Source organism: Rhodopseudomonas telluris (genome assembly GCF_042432815.1).
GTDB classification, from domain to species: domain Bacteria; phylum Pseudomonadota; class Alphaproteobacteria; order Rhizobiales; family Xanthobacteraceae; genus Rhodopseudomonas; species Rhodopseudomonas telluris.
Map to the genome: position 1 here is coordinate 135,668 of NZ_JBHLWM010000012.1, position 17,825 is coordinate 153,492.

Annotated in this window: 23 protein-coding genes; 20 read left to right on the forward strand and 3 right to left on the reverse strand. The window is 64.8% G+C overall.

Annotated elements, in window-relative coordinates; translation table 11 throughout:
- Window positions 1-141 precede the first annotated feature (141 nt).
- From ACFFJ6_RS24555 to ACFFJ6_RS24635, 17 genes are read left to right on the forward strand one after another with little or no spacing between them, the layout of a single operon-like run.
- Window positions 142-2,463 carry a phage tail tape measure C-terminal domain-containing protein gene (locus ACFFJ6_RS24555; RefSeq protein ID WP_378392894.1) on the forward strand — a complete coding sequence of 774 codons (2,322 nt, stop codon included), beginning with the start codon at window positions 142-144 and terminating at the stop codon, window positions 2,461-2,463.
- A 2-nt stretch (window positions 2,464-2,465) separates the two neighbouring features.
- Entirely contained in the window at window positions 2,466-2,837 is a 372-nt protein-coding gene (locus tag ACFFJ6_RS24560; protein ID WP_378392896.1) for a hypothetical protein, read from the forward strand.
- A complete protein-coding gene (locus ACFFJ6_RS24565) occupies window positions 2,837-3,361 on the forward strand; it encodes a DUF1833 family protein (RefSeq protein ID WP_378392898.1) in 525 nt (174 codons plus the stop codon). Before ACFFJ6_RS24560 ends, ACFFJ6_RS24565 begins: the two co-directional genes overlap by 1 nt.
- Entirely contained in the window at window positions 3,358-3,783 is a 426-nt protein-coding gene (locus tag ACFFJ6_RS24570) for a hypothetical protein (protein ID WP_378392900.1), read from the forward strand. The genes ACFFJ6_RS24565 and ACFFJ6_RS24570 overlap by 4 nt, the downstream gene beginning before the upstream one ends.
- Complete coding sequence (locus ACFFJ6_RS24575) at window positions 3,776-3,997, forward strand: hypothetical protein (RefSeq protein WP_378392902.1); 222 nt, start codon at window positions 3,776-3,778, stop codon at window positions 3,995-3,997. Before ACFFJ6_RS24570 ends, ACFFJ6_RS24575 begins: the two co-directional genes overlap by 8 nt.
- A 17-nt stretch (window positions 3,998-4,014) precedes the next feature.
- Window positions 4,015-7,521: a host specificity factor TipJ family phage tail protein gene (locus tag ACFFJ6_RS24580; protein WP_378392904.1), complete on the forward strand. Its 3,507-nt coding sequence runs from the start codon at window positions 4,015-4,017 to the stop codon at window positions 7,519-7,521.
- Window positions 7,518-7,901, forward strand: a complete 384-nt coding sequence (locus ACFFJ6_RS24585) for a hypothetical protein (RefSeq protein WP_378392906.1) — start codon at window positions 7,518-7,520, stop codon at window positions 7,899-7,901. The genes ACFFJ6_RS24580 and ACFFJ6_RS24585 overlap by 4 nt, the downstream gene beginning before the upstream one ends.
- Complete coding sequence (locus tag ACFFJ6_RS24590; protein WP_378392908.1) at window positions 7,898-8,323, forward strand: hypothetical protein; 426 nt, start codon at window positions 7,898-7,900, stop codon at window positions 8,321-8,323. The genes ACFFJ6_RS24585 and ACFFJ6_RS24590 overlap by 4 nt, the downstream gene beginning before the upstream one ends.
- A complete protein-coding gene (locus ACFFJ6_RS24595) occupies window positions 8,320-8,760 on the forward strand; it encodes a hypothetical protein (RefSeq protein WP_378392910.1) in 441 nt (146 codons plus the stop codon). The genes ACFFJ6_RS24590 and ACFFJ6_RS24595 overlap by 4 nt, the downstream gene beginning before the upstream one ends.
- A 3-nt stretch (window positions 8,761-8,763) precedes the next feature.
- Window positions 8,764-9,186: a hypothetical protein gene (locus tag ACFFJ6_RS24600; RefSeq protein WP_378392912.1), complete on the forward strand. Its 423-nt coding sequence runs from the start codon at window positions 8,764-8,766 to the stop codon at window positions 9,184-9,186.
- Window positions 9,183-9,557 carry a hypothetical protein gene (locus tag ACFFJ6_RS24605; RefSeq protein WP_378392914.1) on the forward strand — a complete coding sequence of 125 codons (375 nt, stop codon included), beginning with the start codon at window positions 9,183-9,185 and terminating at the stop codon, window positions 9,555-9,557. Before ACFFJ6_RS24600 ends, ACFFJ6_RS24605 begins: the two co-directional genes overlap by 4 nt.
- A gap of 35 nt (window positions 9,558-9,592) precedes the next feature.
- Entirely contained in the window at window positions 9,593-10,558 is a 966-nt protein-coding gene (locus ACFFJ6_RS24610; RefSeq protein WP_378392916.1) for a hypothetical protein, read from the forward strand.
- A gap of 14 nt (window positions 10,559-10,572) precedes the next feature.
- Entirely contained in the window at window positions 10,573-11,016 is a 444-nt protein-coding gene (locus ACFFJ6_RS24615; RefSeq protein ID WP_378392918.1) for a hypothetical protein, read from the forward strand.
- Window positions 11,017-11,033: 17 nt separating this feature from the next.
- On the forward strand, window positions 11,034-11,354 hold the full coding sequence (locus tag ACFFJ6_RS24620; protein ID WP_378392920.1) for a hypothetical protein: 321 nt from the start codon (window positions 11,034-11,036) through the stop codon (window positions 11,352-11,354).
- A 1-nt stretch (window position 11,355) separates the two neighbouring features.
- Window positions 11,356-12,189: a hypothetical protein gene (locus ACFFJ6_RS24625; protein WP_378392922.1), complete on the forward strand. Its 834-nt coding sequence runs from the start codon at window positions 11,356-11,358 to the stop codon at window positions 12,187-12,189.
- 12 nt (window positions 12,190-12,201) lie between these two features.
- Window positions 12,202-13,392, forward strand: a complete 1,191-nt coding sequence (locus ACFFJ6_RS24630) for a hypothetical protein (protein WP_378392924.1) — start codon at window positions 12,202-12,204, stop codon at window positions 13,390-13,392.
- Between the two features lie 23 nt (window positions 13,393-13,415).
- Window positions 13,416-13,604, forward strand: a complete 189-nt coding sequence (locus ACFFJ6_RS24635; protein WP_378392926.1) for a hypothetical protein — start codon at window positions 13,416-13,418, stop codon at window positions 13,602-13,604.
- Between the two features lie 9 nt (window positions 13,605-13,613).
- On the opposite strand, the gene ACFFJ6_RS24640 is transcribed toward ACFFJ6_RS24635, so the two are convergent.
- Window positions 13,614-13,904, reverse strand: a complete 291-nt coding sequence (locus ACFFJ6_RS24640; RefSeq protein ID WP_378392928.1) for a hypothetical protein — start codon at window positions 13,902-13,904, stop codon at window positions 13,614-13,616.
- 22 nt (window positions 13,905-13,926) lie between these two features.
- Window positions 13,927-14,379, reverse strand: coding sequence for a hypothetical protein (locus tag ACFFJ6_RS24645; protein ID WP_378392930.1), 453 nt, complete (start codon window positions 14,377-14,379; stop codon window positions 13,927-13,929).
- 203 nt (window positions 14,380-14,582) lie between these two features.
- On the opposite strand from ACFFJ6_RS24645, the gene ACFFJ6_RS24650 reads away from it, so the two are divergent.
- Genes ACFFJ6_RS24650 through ACFFJ6_RS24660 form a run of 3 tightly spaced genes read left to right on the forward strand, consistent with a single transcriptional unit; the run spans window position 14,583 to window position 16,604 of the window.
- On the forward strand, window positions 14,583-15,620 hold the full coding sequence (locus tag ACFFJ6_RS24650; RefSeq protein ID WP_378392932.1) for a glycoside hydrolase family 19 protein: 1,038 nt from the start codon (window positions 14,583-14,585) through the stop codon (window positions 15,618-15,620).
- Window position 15,621: 1 nt separating this feature from the next.
- Window positions 15,622-16,242, forward strand: a complete 621-nt coding sequence (locus ACFFJ6_RS24655; protein WP_378392934.1) for a hypothetical protein — start codon at window positions 15,622-15,624, stop codon at window positions 16,240-16,242.
- A 17-nt stretch (window positions 16,243-16,259) separates the two neighbouring features.
- Window positions 16,260-16,604 carry a hypothetical protein gene (locus ACFFJ6_RS24660; protein WP_378392936.1) on the forward strand — a complete coding sequence of 115 codons (345 nt, stop codon included), beginning with the start codon at window positions 16,260-16,262 and terminating at the stop codon, window positions 16,602-16,604.
- A 572-nt stretch (window positions 16,605-17,176) separates the two neighbouring features.
- On the opposite strand, the gene ACFFJ6_RS24665 is transcribed toward ACFFJ6_RS24660, so the two are convergent.
- Complete coding sequence (locus ACFFJ6_RS24665; protein ID WP_378392938.1) at window positions 17,177-17,653, reverse strand: hypothetical protein; 477 nt, start codon at window positions 17,651-17,653, stop codon at window positions 17,177-17,179.
- Window positions 17,654-17,825: the final 172 nt, after the last annotated feature.

Sequence of the window (17,825 nt, forward strand, 5' to 3'; positions counted from 1 at the left end):
CACCGAAGAACAGACGCTGTGGGAGCTGGTCGCCTATGTGGACGGCCACAACCGCGCCAACGGCGGCGATCAGGTCGATCCGCCGACCGAGGATGAATTCGACGCGATGCTCAAACGGCACGACGCCATGATGGTGCACTGATGGCCGCTCCCTCGCTGCGTATCCCGCTCGGCCTCGACATGGCCGGGTTCGAACAGAACATCGGCAAGGCGAAGTCGCTGACGTCGACTGCGACCGACTTCATGCTGAAGGAATTCGCTAAGAGCCAGTTGAAGCTCGCGGTCAATTCGTCGGAGTTCAAGCCGGCCGTGCAGGGCGCCGCGAAGTTCCTCGGCGACCAGTTCAACCAGGTCAAGCCGCTGATCAAGAGCGTGACGCAGGATGCGGTGCGGGAGTCGACCGCGGCCAGCCTCAAGGTCGCCGACGCCTTCGCGGCGCCAGCCATCAAGGGCAGCTTTCAGGCGTTTGCTGCCGTCGGCATTCCGGCCGCGCAGGGCTTTGCTGCGGCGCTCTTGCCGATCGCGGCGCGCCTGGGGCCGATCGCAATCGCCGCCTTTCTGGTCGCCGATGCGATTGGCGCGGCGCGCCGCCAGATCACCGAGATGGTTGCGGTCGCCGACAAGGCCGGCAACCTGAACGTCAGTCCCGCCTTCCTGCAGCAGTTCGAAGGCGTCGCGCGGGGCCTCAAGGTCACGGTCGACGATCTCGACCAGGCGCTGGCGCACGCCTTTTCGGCGACGAAGGAAAAGTCGCCGATCGACGTGAGCAAGTGGGAAGCCGCCGGCGAGCGCATCACCGAAATCGAGCTGGCCTTGCGTGTGTACAATGCGGAGCTGGAGAAGACGACCGGCAAGCGGCTGGACGGCCTCGTGCTGTTCCGTGACGCCGACACGCAGGATCAGAAGGTGCGCGCCGTGCTGGCCGCGATGGTCGAGCTGGAGCAGGCGGGCAAGCGCCTCGAGGCGCTCGATATCGGCGAGAAGATGTTCGGCGCTGCGTTCGTCGACAAGATCCGGCAGGGCAAGACATCGGCAAGCGAGATCCTTGCCACGATGGACAAGTTGAAGGCGTCTGGTGACGGCGTGTTCACCGACGCGATGGTTCGGCGGGCCAAGGAGGTTGACGATCAGCTCAAGCTGTCCGAGGACCGGCTGTCGCGAGCGATGAAGCCGAGCTGGGACGAGCTCGCATCGGTGATCCTGACCATCAAGGGATACTGGGCGGACGTCGTTGAGCTGATGGCGAAGGCTGTGGAATTCGCCAACAAGATCGGCGGCACCAGCCTGGAGCAGCTGCAGTCCCAGCTCAAGGAAGTGAACGACCGGCTGGCCGGCAACGCCACGGGCGCGATCGGCTGGTTCGATTCCGTGATGAAGGGCATCAACGTCACGCGCGGAAAACCCGGAGGCGGCGATCTGCCGGACTTCATCCGCAGCAACCTCGAAAAGTCGCGCGACGATCTGCAGCAGGAGATCGCACGTCGGACGGCTTATCAGGAACAATACGGTCCGCCGGCGCCGACACGTGGCACGGGTGGAGCGCCGACGCTGATCAAGAAGCCGAAGGAAGAGGAGCGCGACCGTTTCGACGCCGCGACCGATGCGGCCGCCAAGCGCGTTGCGGGCCTCGAGGCAGAAGCCAATGCGATCGACATGACCGCCGCGGCGCGCGCGCGGGCCAAGATCGCCGCCGAGCTGGAGACCGTCGCCAAGCAGGCGAACGCGGCTGCGGGCCTTGGCGCCAACGTGGTAACTGACGAGCAGCGGGCGAAGATAGACGCCCTGGCCGACGCCTATGCGCGAGCGACCGAGAAGATCGAACAATCGCGCACGCCGATGGCGACGTTCATCCGGGAGTCGGCTGACCTTTCCAAGCAGCTCAACCAGTTCGGCGCGGACGCCTTCAGCAGCACGACCGACAGCCTCGTCGGCGTGGTGACGGGGACCAAGAAGGTCGGCGACGCCTTCAAGAGCATGGCGAATTCGATCATCGCCGATCTGGCGCGGATCGCGATCCAGAAGTCGATCACCGGCCCGCTTGCCAATGCGATGGGTGGCCTGTTCGGCGGCGGCACCAACCTGTTCAGCGGCCTGTTCTCCAGCGCCAGCAATGCGACCGATGGCATCGGCGGCTACGGTCCGACTGTGCCGGGCTATGCGTCGGGCACTGACTATCATCCGGGTGGCATGGCGATCGTCGGCGAGAACGGTCCGGAGCTGCTCAACCTGCCGCGCGGTGCCCAGGTGGTGCCAAACGATGTGGCGCGGCTGAGCAGCGGCGGCGGTGTCGTCATCAACAACTACACCGATGCGAGCGTTCAGGCGCAACAGACGCCGGGCGGCGGCACGGTAATCGATCTGCGGCGGATGGTCGATGACGCGGTCGGTCAGTCACTCTCGACCGGCTCCGGCCGTCGCGTGCTGCAGAAGCAGTTCGGCGTCAGCCAGTTCATGGGGGCGTGACGATGGCGCTTCCGACCTGGCCTGCCGGCGTCAGCTATGCGCCGGATCTCAATTCGATTTCCGACCTCACGCTGATCCGGCCGCCGATCAAGACCGAGATGGAAGGCGGCAACGTGCGGCTGCGGTCGCGGCCTGGCGACAATGTCGGGACGATGAGCCAGACGATCCGCCTCGATCGCGCGCAGTTCGCGGTGTTGCGTGACTGGATCAAGACGACGCTGGGCAACGGCACCGCGCGGTTCAGCATGCCGGTGTGGTTCGGTGACGGGTTTGAGACCAAGGTGTGCCAGTTCTCCGAAGGCGCGCCGAAATACAAGCCGGTCGGCACGCGCCGTGTCGACGTGATGATGACCCTGCGGGTCTATGGTGTCTGATGACGAGCTATAGCGATGCCTGGCTTGAAGCAGTGGCGTCCTGTCCGCCGGACGAGCGTACCTACGATACGGTGCAGCTCGATCATCCCTCGTTTGGCGAGCCCGCTTATATCGTCGCCAATGTGGCCGACGACATGCAGTTCGGCATCGAGGCCGGCGCGCCGCTCAACGCCGGCCAGATGGTCACGTTCATCGCCTGTCCGTTCAAGGCGCCGTGGCCGGAGCAGCGCGAGGGGCAGCCGCCGGTCGCCAAGGTCGAGATTGACAACGTGGCGCGCGAGCTGGTGCCGAAGATCCGCGCTGCGCTCGGCTATCGCGCCTACATCGGCGTGACGCACCGGCAGTATCTGGACTCCGATCGCAGCGAGCCGGCCTATGGGCCGGTGTCCTTTGTGCTCTCGGATGTGACGCTCACCGGCACCAAGCTGATCGGGGAGGTCCGCGTTCGCAACCTGCAGAACAAGCGGTTTCCGAAGCTCGACAAGAACTACAGCTACACGGCATTCCCGAGCCTGCTGCCATGACGGCGCGTTCCGACTTTCTCAACCGGGTGATCGGCGATGCCTGGGACTGGCGCTCGCATAATTGCTGGACGTTCACGCGCCTGGTGCAGCGTGAACTGTTCGGCCGCGAACTGCCGGACGTCGATCTGCCGGAAGAATTCAGCCGGCTGTGGGTGTCTCGTGAGTTCGGCCGCCACCCGGAGCGATCGTTCTGGGCGCAGATCGTCGGAACGAATGGGATCGTGATCGCCGAGGACGGCGCGCTGGTGTTGATGGCGCATACGCGCTTCGCAAGCCACATTGGCACCTGGCTGAAGACGGAACAGCGCGTCATCCATTGCGGCAAGTTCGGCGTCGTGTGCGAGCCGGTGCTGGCGCTACGCCAGAGTGGTTACTTCAACCTGTCGTTTTTCGAGCACGTAGGAGAGTTCGCCCATGGCTGACACCGTCATTCCCTCGGCCTGCTTCATCGTCAACGCCTCGCTGACGGTCGTCGGGCTTGTGCCCAGCGCCTACGGTCCGTTCGCGTCGCGCGCTCTCGCGATCGAGGCGGCCGAGAAGATCGTCATCCCTGGCAACTACGTGATCTACGGCGATGCTGCGCCAGCGCATCAGGTCGTCATCACCGCGCCGACCGTCACCTCCAAGTCGCTGTAAGGCTTCGCTCTCCCGCCATGTCTCATCCTCTCCCGAAACTGCCCACGGCGCTGCCGGCGGCCGAGCGCTCCCGCGCGCGGCGCAATCGGCGGGCTGCCGGTGCGCGCCGGCCGGTGCTGCATGTGGTGATGCCGGGCGTCGAGGTGGCGAGGGCGGTGCCGCGGCCGCGCGAGAGCATCGCGGGCTTCCTGCGGCGGACCGGCTGGGCGGTGCACGATGGCCGCGGCTGGCGTTTCCGCAAGGGGCTGCCGACCATCTGCGAACTCAACGGCGCGCCGCTGCTGCGCCGGGACTGGCGCCGTCGGCGCATCGGTGCGCGCGATCAGGTGCGCTTCGTCTCGGCGCCGCTGCAGGGCGGGCAGGGCGGTGGCAGCACGGTCAAGCAGGTGATCGGTCTCGTCGCGCTGGTGGCGGTCGCTGCCTTCGCGGCCTGGGCGGGGCCGGCGCTGGTCGCCGGCATGGGGCTGACCGGCACCGCTGCGTCGATTGCCGGAGGCCTCGCCACCGGGCTGATCGGTCTCGGCGGCGCGCTGTTGGTCAATTCGCTGGTCGCGCCCAAGGCCGGCGCGACCAACAAGCCGAACGCTACTCAGGATCAGATCTATTCGGTGCTGGCGCAGGGCAACGCGGCCCGGCTGGGCCAGCCGCTGCCCGTCTGGTACGGCCGCCTCAAGGAATTCCCCGACTTCGCTGCGACGCCCTGGGGCGAGTTCATCGGCAACGATCAGTACCTCAACGTGCTGCTGTCGGTGTCGATGGGCTCAATGTCCTACGAGGCGCTGTATGTCGACGACACGCTGCTGTGGACTGCGGGCGGCGGGCTGGTCGACGGCTTCGCCGGCACGCAGATCGCGTTCTACGAGCCCGGCGAAATCATCGCGCTGTTTCCGAGGAACGTGCACGCCTCGAGCGAGGTGAGCGGCCAGCAGCTGCCGGACGGTAGCGGCACCAAGGGCGGCGGCTACAAGGACGCCACCAGCACTACGCCGGGCGCATGGGTCGGTGGCTATGTGGCCAATCCATCCGGCACCCAGGCAATGGCGCTGGCGATCGACTACGTGCTGCCGGGTGGCTGTTTCACGGTCAATGCCGAGGATGGCGGCATCGGCAACGCCGCGGTGTCGCTCACGGCCGAATACGCGGCCGTCAACGAGGCAGGCGCACAGATCAGCGCCTATATCCCGCTGGCCTTCGTCGAGAAGTCCTACGCGACGCAAAGCCCGATCCGCGACACCGTCAAGGTCTCGGTCGGTCCCGGACGATATATCGTCCGGCTGCGCCGCAATGACGCTGCGCTGTCAGGCACCGACGGATCCAACGCCACGCTCTGGGCAGGCCTGCGCGCTTTCCTGGTGGGCGACAGTTCGTTCGACGACATCTCGACGGTGGCGATCCGCATCCCCGCCAACAAGACCACGCAGGGCTCTTACCGCTTCGGTGTGCTGGCGACCCGCAAGCTGCCGGTGTGGACCGGCTCGGCCTTCGTCACCCAGGCGACCCGCAATCCGTTCTGGGCGCAGCTCGACATGGCGGTGAACGCCACCTATGGGGCCGAGCTGTCGGAATCCAAGATCGACTACAACGCGATCATCGCGCAGGCCGCCGCCGCGGACGTGCGTGGCGACACATTCGATTATCGCTTCGCCACGGCCGTGGCGGTGCCGGAGGCGTTCGACAAGGCCCTGACGGTCGCCCGCTCGCGGCACTTCTGGCTCGGCGACACTGTCAGCGTGGTGCGCGACGAATGGCGCGACGTGCCGACGATGCTGCTGACCGATCGCGAGATCGTCCGGGATTCGATGCAGGTGTCTTTCAAGATGCTCGGTGACGAGGATCCGGACGCGGTCGTGCTCGAATATGTCGATCAGGACACCTGGCTGCCCGCGCAGGTGCAGTACCCGCCCGATGACGAGCTGTTCACCGCGACGCGCGGGGAGACCAAGCGCGTCGACGGCATTGTCAATCGCGAGCAGGCCTATCGGGAGGCCGCGTTCTACTATCTGCAGTCGATCTATCGACGCGAAAACGTCCAGATCGGCACCGAATACGAGGGCCGCGCCATCACCTTCGGCTCGGTGGTGCGGGTGCAGTCCGATCTGCCGATGGCCTATGGCCATGGCGGCGCCGTCACCAGTCGGACCGGCCTGACGCTGGCGCTCGATCCGGCGCCGTCCTGGGCGGACAGCGGCAATCACTACATCCGGCTGCGGCGGCCCAACGGCATGCTGTTCGGGCCTGTGCGGGCGGTGCAGGGCGCGAATGCCGGGCTTGCGGTGCTGGACGGTGCGGGTCTGGCAGCGGCCGAGACGGGGCAGGGGGTGACGCTCGACGAGGTGCTGGCGCGGGCGGACGGCGCCGAGTGGCCGTCCTACGAACTCGGTACCGCCGACAATCAGTCCCGGCTGTGCGTCGTGCTCGGCGGCGTGCCGGACGGTGATCACTGCACGCTCAGCCTGGTGGTCGACGATCCGCGCGTGCATGCGGCCGCCGAGGATATCGGCAACCCGCCGGTGCTGCCTGTCGGGCAGTTTCCGAGCAATGCGCAGATCCCGCTGATCATCGGCCTCAACGGCCGCTTCACCCAGGGCGTCGCCGAACCGAAGCTGACGGCAAGCTGGTTTCCTGCGGAGGGCGCGCTGTACTACGTCGCCGATGTCAGCCTCGATGGGGGCGAGCATTGGCAGCAGGTCTATGAAGGTCAGGCCAATCAGTTTGAGGTCGTGGTGGCGTTGGCCGCGGTCAAACTGCGCGTGCAGGCGATCAGCACCGCGGCGCGCGGACCCTATGCGACCATCAATCTCACGGCGCCGACGATCCAGATCGCCAACAACGCGGTCGCGCTGGAATCGATCGTCGACGGGTTGCGCTATCAGGTTACGACCGCTCTGGACAAGCTTCAGGAGGCGCGCGACGAGATCAGTCAGTTGATCGCCTCGATCGCGTCGAACGACATGGCGCGCAACTGGCTGGATAAGAAGCAGACCCGGGCCGAGCTGGCGGCCCAGGCCGGCGGCGCGAACGCGGCGATCGCCGAGGTCCGCACGGTCGCGGTCGGCACTCAGGAGGCACTCGCGGCCTATCAGGTCACGGTCTCGGCCGCCTTCAATGGTGTTACGTCGTCGATCTCCCAGGAGGCCGCGGCGCGATCGACGGCAGATAGCGCGCTGGCCGGGCAGATCACCACGGTGTCGACGCAGGTCGGGGCCAACAGCGCGTCCATTTCCACGGTGCAGACCAGCGTCGACGGCATCAAGGTCCAGTACGGCGTGGTGGGAACGATCAACGGATCGACCGGCGGCTTTACCCTGCAGGGTGTTGGCAAGCTCGACGGCACGGCGACATGGAACCTGCTGATCAACGGCAACACCGTGATCAACGGCACTCTGTCGGTGTCGGCTCTCGCGACAGCCGAGCTGACGGCCTTCATCGCGAACCTGAACTACATCAACTCCAGCTACCAGACGAGTCCGAGCGGCAAGATGGTTGCCAATTGGGCGGCGTCGCGGATCGAGTTTTATCGATGAGCGAGTGCAGCGCTGTAATCGGCCTGCTCGGTGGCGCGATGCGGCTGCGCACGTCGCTGCCGAATTTTGACGCCATGACCGGGCCTGACGCGGGGATGTCGTTCGATTCGGAGTGGAGCGATATCCTCAAGATCCACCAGATCGGCATCGCGACCAGCGCCCAGTATTATACGCCGGTGGCGGTGGCATTTCCGGAGCTCGGCTATTCGCCATTCATCGAAGTGCGACGGCTCGCCGGCAATGTCGTCTACGACGATTATGTCAGCGACACGCAGTATGGCCTCGGTGCCGCGATCTTTTCCAACCGGTTCGAGATGTCGACCTACGATCCGATCACTGTGCTGTATGCGATCTATCGTGTTCCGGTGCCTGCGCCATGAGCGATATTCTGATGGGGGTGCGCTACAACGGAGACTGCGGCCTGTTCGTCGCGCCGCCGGGCATCAACGCGTACTACGCGAGCAACGAACAGCTCCGGCTCAACATCTCCGACAAAGTCTCGCAGCTCGTTCTGTTCGGCTGGGTCGGGGGCTCGGCGGCGATCGGACTGGGCTTTTCGCGGTCGCCCTTCGTCATCATCACCAGCCGTGAGCCGATGTACGACATCGTTGCGATCTCCGGCCTCGAGGGCGCGATCCGCCCGTCGCCGTCGGGTCTCAAGCGAGGCACTAATCAGGATGGGGGCGTGACCTTCCGGCCGACCACGAAGGCAACGGCAACGATCGTTGATAACGGCGCGTGGATGGCGATCGAGGCGGATCGCCCGACCAGCTACGCCGTCTACAACGCGCCGTTCACATGACCCGCAGCGTCATCTTTCAGGGCGGCGGAACGGGGCTGAAGATCGCCGCCGGCGGGCAGGACCCAGCCAGCGCTGGCATCTTCGACCTGCTGTTCAATTCGGATATCCAGCCGCTGCGGCTGTGGGGCACAGGCTATGTCTCGGTTCCGTCACTCACAAACTTCAATTGGTCGCCGGCCTGGGCGGTGAGTGTGGGTCCCGTCGTACAGACGCCGCCGGGGACCTATCCGCTGTTCATGGTGGCGGGCAAACAATCGATGGCGTCCGGCGCGGTGCGCAAGCTGCAGACGCCGTTTCACACCGGCGGCTATGACGGCTACGGCGCCTTCATCTCGCCCAGCAAGGAATTCTGGGGTCTCAACTTCGTGCACGATCCGGGGTCGATTCCGCTCGATCAGGCGATCATCAACTTTGCGGTCCTGAAGAACTACTGGTGACCGATGTTCTACGCCATCCATGACGACGCGGGCCGCATCACCCAGGGCAGCAAGGTCTTTGCGCCGGATGAGGGCTACGAGAAACAGCTGCGCGACCTCGGCCATTCCTTCGCGACCGATCCGCAGGCGATGCTGCTGTCGCCCGACGATTGGTATGTATCGGCCGGGCTGCTGCGCAAGCGGCCGAGCCTGTCGGTGCTGGCGGTCCGCACGCGGATCAAGGCTGGCGGCGCCGAGACGGGGCTGCTCGTTGGTGTGCCGCAGGCGGCCCGGGTGACGATCACCACGGGCGGCGTGATTCAGTATCAGGGCATCCCCGGCGCGACCGAACTGGCGATCCCGATCCCGGTGCCGTGTGTATATCGGGTGGCGATCGAGCTGTGGCCTTACAAGACATATGTGGCCGAGATCGAGGCGGTGGAATGACGGTCTTCACACTCACGATCGACCCGATGCCGGCGCTGCGCGCGGACGCGAAACTCAAGATCGACCGTGCCTTCAACCAGGCGGCGGTCGGCTCGGCGCACCTCGATGCCGCCTATGCGGCCAAGCGCGAGATCGCGCGGCGCGTGGCGGACGGCGACGCAGCCGCCGCCGAGGCGCTGCAGGACGAGGCCGCACTGCGCGGCGTGACGGCCGCGGCGCTGGCGGCCGACATTCTCACCAAGCCCGACACGCTCGCCGATCGCGAGGCGCGGCGGCAGGTGGCGCTGAGCGAGATCCGGCAGGCTTCGACGCCGGATGATCTCAAGGCCGTGCTCGGCAAATACGGCGCCTCGATGGGCTTCGCCGGTTAGCCGGCGCGACACGACGCATCACAAGAGGACGATAGATGGCAGCTCTTCCGAGCTATGCGGTCGGCACTGTGTCGATCGCCAACGGCGCCACGTCCGTGGTCGGCACGGGGACCGTGTGGTCCGGTGTCGCTGCGCGGGCCGGTGATATCCTGGTCGTTGCTGGCCACATCACCGAGATTGTCGACGTCGTCGACGGGACGCATTTGACGATTCCGGAATGGCCTTGGGGCAGCCAGTCCGACGCGTCCTATGTCATCATCCAGAAGTCGCCGCTGCGCTTCGCTGGCGGGCAGGCGATGGCGGACGTTTCAAAGCTCCTTGCGCTGCTCAATGACGCCGAGCCGTACTACAACGTTCCGGCGGACGCGACCGAGCCGGATGTTTCGCTTGGCGAGGACGGGCAGAAGGCGCGCCAGCGGAGCACCGGCAAGGAGTGGGAGAAGGTCGACGGCGCCTGGGTGCTCACCGGCATCTACGCCAATATGTCCTGGGTGGACGGCTGGGACGCCGAGGCGTTCTACGGCGTGCGCACCGTCCTCACTCATCTCGGCAAGCTCTGGATCAGCAAGCGGGAAAACACCGGGGTCGAGCCTGGCAGCAGCGCGGCGGACTGGGCCGTGTTCTATCCGTTCCCGGTGCAGTCCAGCATGACCGTCGTGTTCGATGCTGGCGGCAGCGAGATCGCGGCCGGCTCCGCGATCGACATTCCGGTCGGCGTGATGAGCATCATCCGCCGCGTCCGGATGCGCGCCGACGGCATTGGCTCTCTGGTGCTCGACATTCGCCGCAAGGCCTTCGCCGACGGTGTGCCGGGCGCCGGCGACAGCATCTGCGGCAGCGCCAAGCCGCACCTCACCAACGCCCGCGACTATGTCGACGCCACGCTGACCGGATGGTCGCCGCAGCTCGACGACGATGACGGACTGAGGCTCGTCGTCGAATCCTGCGCCGGTCTGACCCGGCTGTCCGTCACGCTCTACACCGACCGCATCTTCACTTAACCGAGGACAACACCATGGCAGTCGAGTTCGACAAATTCTACAAGGCGATCGGCCATCAAGGCGCCGGCCGTATCAATCTGGAGAGCGACACCTTCAAGGCGGTGCTCACCAACACGGCGCCGGACCTCGCGGCCAGCGAGGTGCTCGCCGATATCGCGCAGATCCCCAACGGCAACGGTTACACGACTGGCGGCGTGACGCTCACCTCGGTGGTCTGGACGCAGCCGTCTGCAGACGGCAAGTGGCGCTTTACCTCCGCGCAGTTCAAGTGGGTGGCCTCTTCAGGCTCGATCGGGCCGTTCCGCTACATCGTGATTTATTCGGACACGTCGAGCGGCGACAAGGTGGTCGGCCGGTTCGACTTCGGCTCGGCGATCACCATTCCGGACGGCTCCGAGTTCGGCATCACTCCCGGCACCGATGGCATCTTCCGCGAGGGCAAGGGAGTGTTCGCATGACGCCGCTCGAAGAGATCATGAAGCGGATCGACGGACTTCCCGCGGCGCAGGCGGCGGAGATCGTTCGCGCCGAGCGGGAGCAATGCAATCAGCGGCGGCTCGATCTGATCGAGAAGGCATCAGACCTCACGCGCCAGCTCACCGCCTGCGAAACTGCCGGCAAGCCGAATCCGAAGATGGCAGAGCGGCTGCGCGGCTTCCGGGACCGGGCCAACGATGAGCGCCAGGCCGTGACGGATGAGGCGAGCGTCCTGAATGCGCTGTTGCTCGATATCGAAGGCATGCCGATTCCAGCGGCGTCGGCCAAGCCAGCCGTGTCGATCGAGCCGGTGAAGTAACATGGCGTTCGGGCGCAGCGCATTCGGACGGGCAGCGTTCGGCCGGTCAGCGGTTGGGTCATCGATCTTGGTGACGCCGACTGCCGGCGTCGTTGCCGTCTCGTCCGGAGCGCTGCACGCCGCTGTCGGCGCCACGCCAAATTCGGCGGTGAACACTGCCGTCGCCGGCAGTATTCAAGCGTTGCTGTCGTCGAGTGCCAGCGGCAGCTTTGCGCATCGAGGCGAGAGGTCATCGTTCAAGATCGCTTTCACGCCGGGCGGTGCTTCGTTCGGCGTCGTGGAGGGAACGGTCCAGGCGCTGCTATCGTCCAGCGCAAGCGGGCTGATGGCGCATCAAGGCGCCGCTGCGATCGCCAGCACCGCTGTTAACCCGGCGGCCGGCCATATCGTTGGAGTCTTCGGCGCGCTGCACGCGACCCTCGGCATCACGCCGGCCTCGGCGCAGATCGTGGTGAAGTCCGGGAGCGGCATTGCGGCCGGAATTCCGGGCAACTTCAACCCGGCCGCATTGGCGGTCGTCGGTGGCAAACTCCACGTCACGATCAACGGCGTGCCGGGTGACCGCTATCGCAATCTTCGATCGCGCGCTTTCGGCCGCATCGCCTTCGGTCACCTGACCGAAACCGTCCACGCACTCATGCCGTCTCGCTTGATCGTGACGCAGCAGGGCTCGACGGCGTCGAGCGTGGCGCTTCACCCGGCATCGGGCCAGATCGCGACGCGCGCGGCGACCGTGCGCGGCGCCGTCACGGCCAAACCATCTTCCGCATCAATGGCGATCGTCCCTGGACGCTTTCCGGTCCGCGCCCGCGTCGCTGTCTTCACTCTGGATTGAAGGACGTTCTAAATGGCCCGCAAACACTTTGACAACGTTCGCCACCTCATCACGACGACGGGCACCGGCGAGATCACCCTCGGGACCGTGCCGGCGACGTGGCGAAGCTTTGCGGCCGCCGGCGCGGTCGCTGGAGATCAGCCGGGCTACACGATCCAGGACGGCGACGGTATCGAACTCGGTTATCTGACGCTCGGTGCCGGCGCGCTCACGGCGGCGCGGACGGTGATCTATTCGTCCAACAGCAACAACCCGCTCGATCTCAGCGGCAGCGCGATCCTCGAATGCACCCCGCTTGCGTCGATGATCAACGACGATCTGGTCTCGTTTGTCCGCGCGCAGTCCGCCAGTTCCGGCGAAAAGGCGCAGGCCCGTAGCAACCTTGGCATGACGACGACCGGCCAAGCGCTGGCGACGGCGATGAACGCCGCCGATGCTCGCGACACGATCGGAGCGACTAGCGTCGGCTCGGCGTTGTTGACCGCAGCCGATGCTGCTGCGGCGCGCACTGCGGCAGGCGCGACCACGGTCGGTTCATCACTGTTCACTGCAGCGAACGCGGGGGCGGCTCGTACGGCGATTGGTCTTCGAAGCGGCGGCGCTTCAGTGAAGAACGCAGACTATAAGGTCGTGGCTTCCGACTACGAAGGTCTTCTCGTCCTGTCCGGTGCTCACACTCTGACGTTCGATCCCGCGACGACGCTCGGTGCTGTATTCCGGGTATTCATCAACAACGGTGCTAGTGCCTGGACATTCACCGCGCCGAGCGGATCTCAGATCAATGGCGCGGCATCCATGTATTTTCCGCCGCGCAGTTCTGCCGAGATCCTATGCGACGGGACCAATTTTTGGGTGATCGGCGGATCGTTAGCGTTCTATGGGACGTACACGCCGACCGTCTTTTCTCTCACTGGATCTTATGCGGCCGCGAGCGCCAGCGGATTCTACCAGGTTATTGGAAATCTAGTGACGGTCGCGGTGTACGTTGTGATCACTTCGAACGGATCTGCAGGCACGGCGACCTATTGCAGTTTACCGATCGCACCTGCTGTCGGTACGACCGGCTGCGGCCGCGAGGTTGCCGCGACTGGGTGGGGGCTCAGCGTGAGTGTCGACTCTCAGATGCTGCTTCAGCGCTACGACGGTGGATATGCTGGGGCCAGCGGGTACACCTTCCGCGCGACGGCGAGCTATTTCATCTGATCCGTGAGTTAAGGAGAGCCGACATGCTGGATTTTACGAAGGCCACCAACCTGGATTATACGAAGGCCACCGACGTCCACTACGTCGAACCGGACGGGTCATGGTTCGAATTTACGATCGACGGCATTGTGATGCGAGCTCGACCAATTCCCGGTCTATTGCACTACGATGGGATCATGGCAGCGGGGATCGAGATCGCGGAATACACATGAGGGCTTGGTTCATTTCGCGAACCAGCGCGGGATTGCCGCAAACCGACTCGACGCATGCTCTTCCTGGTGCCTCAAATTGTCGAGCATGTACGTGTTGAACTCGACGGCGGCCGTGTGAGCGGTCATAGTCTCGGGAATCTTTTCGCTCGCTTCGATAGCGTCGAGCATCAATCCCATTACGCCTGGCGCCGAATACACGTGGCGATACTTCTCGCGGGTGTCGTCGGACGCCGCCAGATTGATCCCATTGGCGAGAACGGCGGTTTGCACGAGAAATAGAAACTGCTCTTGTTTGGTCATGATCTCGCCTTTCGATCGCTGACTAAAACGCCGGGCAACTCTGGTCGCCGTCCGCCCAAGCCAGCACGTACGTTCTGTATCGCTCGGCCGCGAGCGTGTTGCCGGTCCTGACCGTCAGCCGCGCCCCGCTCGGAACCTGCTTCTCCACCTTCACCGAGATGTAGTAATTCCTGGTGCCCATGTTGATCAGGGACAAGGTCGTGTCGCCGTAGCCGAGGTCAGGGTAAAGCTCCGAATCCACAGCCATCGACGCGTATGCCCCCATGTTCCCGGCAAAGCATCGCTTGGCTGTGCTGGAGACGCGGCGGTAGATTTCTTGGTAGTTTTCGGCGTAGGTCTTCACAGTCGGGGCGGTCGAAGCTTCGAGCTCCGCCGGCGAGCTGGAGCACCCGACCAGGGCGCTTGCAGCCAGCGCCGCGATCCAAAGCTTGACCGTAACGCCCAAAACCGGGCGCATCTCCACAATCCGAACCATCCGAACCCCCTAATGTGAAAGTGGCGTTCTGCCCTCTTAAGGCGGGATTGAAAAGATCTCTTTCGACGGCTGGCGATTACGCACGGCCGGTCGGCGTCTCTTTCGAGGGCTGGCAGCCCTTCCGATCATCTTGACCAACCAGACTACCAACCTCGATCCCGAGGGCGCTTTCGCATGCGCCTTCGGCAACACGGAGCTTTGCGATGCCGATCAAACTCACGGCCGCCGACTGGCGGGCGATCTTCCCGCGTGCCCCGCAACAGGTGGTGGATGCCTTCGCGGCGAAGCAGGCTGTACTCGACAAGGCCGGCATCACCGCGACGCGGACGCGGCTGGCTTACTTCCTCGCCAATGTCGAGCACGAGTGCGGCGGGTTCACCATTCCGACCCTGACCGAGAACATCAATTACACCGCAGCGCGGATGGCCCAGGTCTGGCCGAGCCGCTTCAAGAGCGCCGCTGCCGTCGTCGCGAAATACGGCGCCGCGCGCGGCTGGCAGGCCAAGGCGATCGACGACATTTACGGCAACCGGATGGGCAACCGGCCGGGCACGTCGGACGGCTCCCGCTATATCGGCCGCGGCGGGCCGCAGTGGACGGGCAGGGACGGCTACGCCGCGCTCGAGCGCATCACCGGCCTGCCGGCGGTGATGAATCCCGAGATCGCCAGCCGGCTCGATCTGCAGCCGGAGATCTGCGCGGCGTTCTGGCAGTGGAAGGGGCTCAACCGCTATGCCGATGCCGGCGACTTCGCCGGCTGCGTCAAGGCGTGGAACGGCGGCAGTAACGGCATGGCCGATCGCAAGGCGCAGATGGCCGGCAACGATCCGATCGTCCGCCGGCTGCAGGTCGTATCCGACCAGGCGGCCGCGATCCCGGACGTCAAGGCGGCGCCTGTCACCAAGCGCGAAGCGGTGGCCGGTGGCGCGGCCGGCGTCGTCTCCACGGCCGTGACCGCCGGCGTGCAGCAGGGCTGGGGCTGGGAAGTCTGGGCAGTCGCCGGGCTGTTGCTGGCCGCTGGCGTCGCCGCCGGCGCGCTCGGCTGGTGGTGGTGGCGCAAGCGTCGTGCCGCAAGCGAGGCGCTCCCTGCGGCCTCGCTGGGGCTGTCCGGCACGATGACGATGACGCAGGCCTCGGCGGCCGCGCCGCCGATGCCAGCGGTCGCCAAGCCCCGTCGCAAGCGCAAGTCGGCCGCCAAGCCGGCGGCGAAGCGCAAATCCACCAACCGAAAGGCGGCCTGAGATGGCGATCGACCTCGGACGATATGCGTGGCTCGCCCAGACGGCGATCGACTTCGGCTTGCCGATCCTGGGTACCGCGCTCGGCATTCCCGGCCCGGTGTCGGATTTCGCGATCTCGAAAATCAAAGGCGCGCTCGGCTTGAAGCCGGGCGCGACCCCGGAGGACGTCAGCAACGCGGTCGCGGCGAATCCGGATGTCGCCAAGGCGCAGCTGTCGGCGGCGGAATCCGAAGTCGCGGCCAAGTATGCCTATCTGGCCCGTCTCGCCGAGGTGCAGGCCGACGTCGCAAAGACGCAGGTCGAGCAGGTCAACGAAAGCATCCGCGCCGAGGCGGCGGCGCCGAACGGCTGGTGGGGGCACTGGCGGACGTGGATGGCCTATGAGCTGGCGATCGAATGCCCGTTCTGGGCCGCGCTGATCGTGTGGTGCATCGTCGCCGGCAAGATCAACGAACTGGTCGGAGCGACCTCGCTGCTGACGGTGTGGTGGGGGGCTCGCTTCGGCGTCCTCGGCGTCCACGTCTGGACCGGCAGCAACGAACGTCAGACGGCGATCACCGGACAACCGGTCGGTGGCGTGGCGTCGACAATCGCCGCGGCCGTGACGAGCAAGCGCAAGTAGGGAAGCACACCAGTCCGATGGCCGATCCGCACCCCTTTGAAAATCTGACTGACGTGCAACGCGCCTTCCTGGTCGGCCTCACCGATCAGCGCGTCGCCAATCTGTGGCAGGCGGCCGACGATTGGCACGATCTCCGGCCGCAAGCCAAGGAGCTGCTGCGCAACGCAAGGCCGGAGACGCTCGAGTGGCTGGAGCGCGCGTCGGAGCAGGATATCGAGCTGTTGCGCTACAGCATCTCGTTCATTGCCGCGTCGCGGCTGCTCGGCAAGGTCACCTGGATCGTCGGCGCCGCGCTGTTCGGGATCGCGATCGGCGTCCTTACGCTGTGGGACCGGGTGAGGGCGGCCTTCGTGGCGAAGTGAAGCGACTAGGCATCTCAGCCACTGGGAATCGGTCCAGCGTGTCTAATCTCAGGGCGCCTGGTCGCCGCTGTACTCAACGATGGAAGTGCGCAAAGCGATTGTTCGAGTAGTGCGTACAACAAAATGAAAGAGGCCGCGCTAAGCGGCCTCTCAGCAGTCTGGCCGTCGCCGGATCAGCTCCTTCCATTCCGGCCGGAAAACCCCGAGCTGGAATCGAAGGTGCTCCACATTTCCCCCAAGCTCATGCCTGCTGAGCACGATCACCGTGGGATGTGGTTATCCCTTTTCGAGTCTCGATTACGTTAAGCCAGACAAGATAGGGTTGATCGGTGCAGTCAAAAGTTTGGTCATGATGGCCTCCCTTGGTCTGCAACGGGCTAAATAGTGGTGGCGGCCGTTGTTTCAAGATCGTTCGCCCAGCATCTTGCGAGAGCGACTCTTGAGCTAAGCTATAAATTCCAGAGCCTTTGTCGGTATAGGCTGAGCGGCTACAATTACTTGACTATCTGCTTTGACGGGACGAATGCTTCGAGATTCGACGGCAGTGCGCCCGAAAGGAAAGTGGCCTACAACTATTCCTCTGGCATGCGGGCTGCGCGAAGAGAATCGATGCGGTCTTTGCCTAGAGCGTCACAGATACGCTCCTGCCAAGCCTGATACGACTGCTGAATTTGTGTGAAGTCGGCGAACTCCTGATCGGTCAGGTCGATCTTTTCAGTTCCACGCGCTGGATCTGAGGAAAGTGAAAAGTCTGGGTAACGATCGAACCATTCGATTGAATAGCTGCGCATCGTGCGGTCCTTCAGTTGTTTGAATTGCGCGCTACAAGGCGGGGAAGCGTCAACAGTAAGGGCACCAGAGATGCCATCCCGACAAAAGCCGCTCGTCGCAAGAGTCGTTGAGCAACTCGGTGATGAAGGGTGCATGTCCCTTGGAACGAACCCGCAGGCGCGCTCAGCTTCGATAAATTCGCTCCTCGTGACGTTTCGCCAGCCGGTAAAATCGTCAGTCTTGAGCCAGTAGTAAGGCGCTGAGCCCTTGTTCTTCATTGGCAATGTCTCAGATTCGATCAGTCGAGGCAGGCCGGACTATACAGCGTTCAATAGCGACGCAGCACCCGGCGATAATACCTTTGATCTGAATTTTCGCTCCAGCTTCGATCCCCGCAGCCGGTCGGCAACGTCACCTGGTTTGTCAATCCCACGTTGTTTGCGTCGCCGT

What these genes read in the sequence shown, in the direction of transcription:
- ACFFJ6_RS24560 (WP_378392896.1), top strand. Translation starts at nt 2,466, where the DNA reads ATGGCGCTTCCGACCTGGCCTGCCGGCGTCAGCTATGCGCCGGATCTC.
- ACFFJ6_RS24635 (WP_378392926.1), top strand. Translation starts at nt 13,416, where the DNA reads ATGCTGGATTTTACGAAGGCCACCAACCTGGATTATACGAAGGCCACC.
- ACFFJ6_RS24640 (WP_378392928.1), bottom strand. Translation starts at nt 13,904, where the DNA reads ATGACCAAACAAGAGCAGTTTCTATTTCTCGTGCAAACCGCCGTTCTC.
- ACFFJ6_RS24585 (WP_378392906.1), top strand. Translation starts at nt 7,518, where the DNA reads ATGAGCGAGTGCAGCGCTGTAATCGGCCTGCTCGGTGGCGCGATGCGG.
- ACFFJ6_RS24575 (WP_378392902.1), top strand. Translation starts at nt 3,776, where the DNA reads ATGGCTGACACCGTCATTCCCTCGGCCTGCTTCATCGTCAACGCCTCG.
- ACFFJ6_RS24615 (WP_378392918.1), top strand. Translation starts at nt 10,573, where the DNA reads ATGGCAGTCGAGTTCGACAAATTCTACAAGGCGATCGGCCATCAAGGC.
- ACFFJ6_RS24650 (WP_378392932.1), top strand. Translation starts at nt 14,583, where the DNA reads ATGCCGATCAAACTCACGGCCGCCGACTGGCGGGCGATCTTCCCGCGT.
- ACFFJ6_RS24630 (WP_378392924.1), top strand. Translation starts at nt 12,202, where the DNA reads ATGGCCCGCAAACACTTTGACAACGTTCGCCACCTCATCACGACGACG.
- ACFFJ6_RS24570 (WP_378392900.1), top strand. Translation starts at nt 3,358, where the DNA reads ATGACGGCGCGTTCCGACTTTCTCAACCGGGTGATCGGCGATGCCTGG.
- ACFFJ6_RS24580 (WP_378392904.1), top strand. Translation starts at nt 4,015, where the DNA reads ATGTCTCATCCTCTCCCGAAACTGCCCACGGCGCTGCCGGCGGCCGAG.
- ACFFJ6_RS24655 (WP_378392934.1), top strand. Translation starts at nt 15,622, where the DNA reads ATGGCGATCGACCTCGGACGATATGCGTGGCTCGCCCAGACGGCGATC.
- ACFFJ6_RS24595 (WP_378392910.1), top strand. Translation starts at nt 8,320, where the DNA reads ATGACCCGCAGCGTCATCTTTCAGGGCGGCGGAACGGGGCTGAAGATC.
- ACFFJ6_RS24665 (WP_378392938.1), bottom strand. Translation starts at nt 17,653, where the DNA reads ATGAAGAACAAGGGCTCAGCGCCTTACTACTGGCTCAAGACTGACGAT.
- ACFFJ6_RS24625 (WP_378392922.1), top strand. Translation starts at nt 11,356, where the DNA reads ATGGCGTTCGGGCGCAGCGCATTCGGACGGGCAGCGTTCGGCCGGTCA.
- ACFFJ6_RS24600 (WP_378392912.1), top strand. Translation starts at nt 8,764, where the DNA reads ATGTTCTACGCCATCCATGACGACGCGGGCCGCATCACCCAGGGCAGC.
- ACFFJ6_RS24645 (WP_378392930.1), bottom strand. Translation starts at nt 14,379, where the DNA reads ATGGTTCGGATTGTGGAGATGCGCCCGGTTTTGGGCGTTACGGTCAAG.
- ACFFJ6_RS24565 (WP_378392898.1), top strand. Translation starts at nt 2,837, where the DNA reads ATGACGAGCTATAGCGATGCCTGGCTTGAAGCAGTGGCGTCCTGTCCG.
- ACFFJ6_RS24590 (WP_378392908.1), top strand. Translation starts at nt 7,898, where the DNA reads ATGAGCGATATTCTGATGGGGGTGCGCTACAACGGAGACTGCGGCCTG.
- ACFFJ6_RS24610 (WP_378392916.1), top strand. Translation starts at nt 9,593, where the DNA reads ATGGCAGCTCTTCCGAGCTATGCGGTCGGCACTGTGTCGATCGCCAAC.
- ACFFJ6_RS24605 (WP_378392914.1), top strand. Translation starts at nt 9,183, where the DNA reads ATGACGGTCTTCACACTCACGATCGACCCGATGCCGGCGCTGCGCGCG.
- ACFFJ6_RS24660 (WP_378392936.1), top strand. Translation starts at nt 16,260, where the DNA reads ATGGCCGATCCGCACCCCTTTGAAAATCTGACTGACGTGCAACGCGCC.
- ACFFJ6_RS24620 (WP_378392920.1), top strand. Translation starts at nt 11,034, where the DNA reads ATGAAGCGGATCGACGGACTTCCCGCGGCGCAGGCGGCGGAGATCGTT.
- ACFFJ6_RS24555 (WP_378392894.1), top strand. Translation starts at nt 142, where the DNA reads ATGGCCGCTCCCTCGCTGCGTATCCCGCTCGGCCTCGACATGGCCGGG.